Below are 3,627 nucleotides of genomic sequence, written 5' to 3'. Positions count from 1 at the left end.
TCTCATCTGCTGAGACTATCGTCAAAATTTCTCATTTCCATACCTTGCTTAAACGCTTATGAATACAGCTTTTAAATCTGTAAATCTGGTTTTGTCGTGCTTCTCACGGAGTACGCAGATTGAAATCCAGCTACTACTGCATGGCTTTCCCTCGGCCTTCTACACGGTCCTCTCCCATACCCATTCTGCCAAACCTCATCTGGGTAGGAGCAGCAGAACCATCACTCGAAATCGAGGTCACTGTCTCTGTCAGCGTCAGATCAGTGGCTTTTTCCCCATTGACCAGAAGCGCGCAGGTTTGCCCCACCTCCAAACCGGGAGCACTCAGGATCACCACCTCGAACGGCTTTTCAAGTGTTACATCCAGGACGGTCTGGTTTACATCGTCAGCCAGCTCAATCTGGGCTCCGGCGGGCTGTACCCCGTCAAACCAGACTGCCAACCGCGGCTGTATCCCGTCGGATGGCACCTGCATCATCCCTGCGCTGCCCGTAGCCATCAAGAGTCCCCCACTGATCTCGCAGCTTCCATCGTAGTCAAGCGCACTGTCCCCGCCGCTGGTTGGACCATTCACGAGGACCGTCCCTCCTTCCAGATAGAGGTCGCCGTTGGAGTCTAGCCCATCTCCATCCGCGTCTACAGTCAACATCCCGCCGGTCACCCGGATAAAGTAGCTGTTCTGACTGGCCAAGCGACCCGGATCGAGGTTTTCGTCACTGCCTCCCGCTGCGTTAACCCCGTCGTCCGATGCGGTTAAGACGATCTCTCCTCCACTGATTTCGACTGTTGTTCCCTCCAAGCCCTCATAGGAACGCTCGATCCGGATGTCTCCCGCTTCGACCGCCAGTGCACCGTCCGCATGGGCTCCATCATCACCGGTTGAGATACGAAAGTCCCCTCCTGATATGGTCAGATTGCCGTTGGAGTGGAGTGCATCGTCCACACTGTCGATTGAAAATGTCCCGCCGCTCACTGTGAGCAGGGTTCCCGCCTTCATTCCCTTCTGGCTCTCAGAATCAGTCGTGGAACTGGTCGGCTGTGCCGCTTCTGTATCCGCTGCAAACTGGACAGAAGCTGTCTGTACGGCTTCAGCATCCTGTCGGTTAGGCGGCACACTGCCTGGCCGAGCTTCTCCTGGCGTCTGGCCATCGGGTGGTGTCGCGCCCGCTTCACGTTTGGGCCGCTTCTCTCCGAATCCGCCGCCAAATCCCTGCTCCACACGTTCCGGTGCATTCTCACTGCCGCCCCCGGTAACAATCTCATAGGATCCCCCCGTAACGGTCAGTACGGTTTCTGCCTGTATTCCGTCATTGCCTGCGGAGATCTGGTAGCTCCCTCCCGACAGGAGAATCCATCCTTTCTGTGTGTCTTCGTCATTGTTCGATTTGATCCCGTCCCCCTCTGCGTCGATCGCAAATGTTCCATCTGAGATGGTCACCGAGTCCCGCCCGCGCAGGCCATCGTTCACCGCGGTGACAGTTAAAGTTCCGCTCTCAACCAACAGGTTGTCCTTGCTGCCGATCCCATTATGATAGTTTCCTGTAACAGTCAGTGTTCCCGTCCCGGTAATTGTCAGATCATCTTTGGCAAATACTGCCGCATCAGGTTCGTCCCCGCCATCCGGGAATTGATATTCCGCGCCATCCGAGATAACGTTGGAGCTGCCATCCGCCAGCAGAAGGGTCATGCTTCCCGCCTGTTTCTCGTAGATGCCTGCGCTGTCCGAACAGGAGATCGTTACCCCGTCCAGCACCAGCGTCACCGCATCCTGTTTGCCTGCGTCAACCAGAATCTGCCCATCATCGAGTGCACCGGCGATCCGGTAGGTTCCCGCTTTGGTAATCGTGACATCCGCGCCATTTACCGACGCGCCTGTCCCGGCGACTGAAGCCGTTCCCCCATTCAGGGTAATCTGCACCACTCCATCGGATGTTCCCGCCGAAGCGGCGGCAGATGATGCACTCTGGCTGCATCCTGCAAGCATTCCAAGCGCCGCCAGCATCGCTGTAATAACCATTTTCTTCTGTTGATTCATTCCACTGTCCCCCCTGACTACAATTCATCCTGAACGGAAGAAACCCGTCCACAGCTGATATTCAGATTTCCATTGCGGCAGCGCAGTTCATCAAGAAATGCTTTGCTGATCCCGCTTCCGGGAAGTTCCACCAGATAGCACAGCTCATAAAGACTGCCCATATTGGTGGTGCGCACCCGTTCCAGTTCGGTATAGACTGTATATTCCTGAAACAGGTCGTCAAATATGCCCTCGTAATCCAACCCCTCGGGAATCGTGATTTTGAGTTCCCGCCGGATATGGGAGGGCACCCCAAACCGAACCGCGTTGAGCAAAAGCATCATCGACCCCACCAGGATCAGAAACAGCGCCGCGTAACCGGGATACCCCATCCCACAGGCGAGCCCAATCGCCATTGCGAAAAACAGGCTGCCGATCTCGCGGGCAGTGCCCGGCACCGACCGGAACCGCACAAGGCTGAACGAGCCTGCTACCGCGACCCCTGCGCCGATGTTGCCGTTGACCAGCATAATGACAATCTGCACAATCGCTGGCAGGAACGCGAGCGTCACCGCAAAGCTCCGGGAGCAGGTTCCCTGCCGAAGATGCAGCCTGGCGATTGCATACCCAAACAGGAGGGAAGCGGATGTGCAGAGCAGCACTCCCGGAAGGGTAACCCCCGCCTGCAAAACAGGCTGGAAGAGCAAATCAGGCACAGACAGCGCCCCCTCTCAACCTCTGCTGCCTATAGAGGTACTGCTGATAGCAGGCGCCATATTTGGAAAAAGAGGTCGGATAGATTCTCAGGTCCCCCAGCAGATGTGCCATCCAAAGCGGCATTGCCCCCGGCAGCTTGAGTTCCATCAGAATTTTCCCATCCCGTCGGATTGGCGCCCCCCAATCCCCTTTGGAAAGGTCAAGCGCAGTATTCCGCCACCGCAGCCTGGTATCGAATGTGACCCGCAGGTCTGGCTCTTCCTCTGAGAAGAGGGCGGTCCGATCGTATCCGATGAATACCTTCGGCTCGGGACGATAGAACTGCATCGCCCAGCTGATCTCATTCAGAATCTGTTCCTGGCCGTCCGGACGTTCCCCATTCCAAAGGAACCTCTGCGCCTCTCCCTGTGTCAGAACCGCCCGGCGTTTATAGACCACCCCATCGAACTTTTTCTTGAGTTCAAGAAAGACCGGGCTTTGGGAATCCGGCACCCTATAGCTGCGCAGCCGCAGCTTCTCTTTATAGACCGGCTTCTCAAGGGAAGCACGTATCAGTTGATAGTCGGGTGTATCATAGTAGATGTTGCAGATCGTGTATCTGCCATAGCGGTCCTCCCGCATCCGGCCGGAAAGCTGGTCCCGCAGGGCGGTATACTGTTCCCGGTCAAGCAGATATTTTTTCTCATAGCGCTGAAAAACTGTCTGCGCCATACGCTCACCTCCGTTTTTGTGGTTGCCATTATCCTAACGTCTGTTTCTGAAAATAGTCTGAAAAAACTGTTTCAGACTATTTTCAGGTTCCCGTCCTATCCTTTTCATAGGGAGCAGGGCAACAGCATTTGAAATTTTGCCAAAAAGAGATATAATCAGGAATATGGAATTAAAAAGATTAAAAT

Annotated in this window: 3 protein-coding genes; all 3 read right to left on the bottom strand. The window is 55.2% G+C overall.

All coding sequences use genetic code 11. The annotated features are described in order from the left end of the window. Positions 1–133: 133 nt before the first annotated feature. From D5269_RS17115 to D5269_RS17105, 3 genes are read right to left on the bottom strand one after another with little or no spacing between them, the layout of a single operon-like run. Entirely contained in the window at positions 134–2,035 is a 1,902-nt protein-coding gene (locus tag D5269_RS17115) for a carbohydrate-binding domain-containing protein (RefSeq protein WP_120487193.1), read from the bottom strand. Positions 2,036–2,052: 17 nt separating this feature from the next. Next, positions 2,053–2,730, bottom strand: coding sequence for a DUF4956 domain-containing protein (locus tag D5269_RS17110; RefSeq protein WP_016317146.1), 678 nt, complete (start codon positions 2,728–2,730; stop codon positions 2,053–2,055). Then, positions 2,723–3,442 (bottom strand): polyphosphate polymerase domain-containing protein, encoded by a 720-nt coding sequence (locus D5269_RS17105; RefSeq protein ID WP_120487190.1) that lies wholly within the window; start codon positions 3,440–3,442, stop codon positions 2,723–2,725. The genes D5269_RS17110 and D5269_RS17105 overlap by 8 nt, the downstream gene beginning before the upstream one ends. Positions 3,443–3,627: the final 185 nt, after the last annotated feature.

Source organism: Anaerotruncus sp. 1XD42-93 (assembly GCF_009917605.1).
Taxonomy (GTDB): Bacteria; Bacillota; Clostridia; order Oscillospirales; family Ruminococcaceae; genus Anaerotruncus.
Note: the sequence above shows the minus strand (reverse complement) of the source record. Positions and strands in the feature narration are given on the sequence as shown.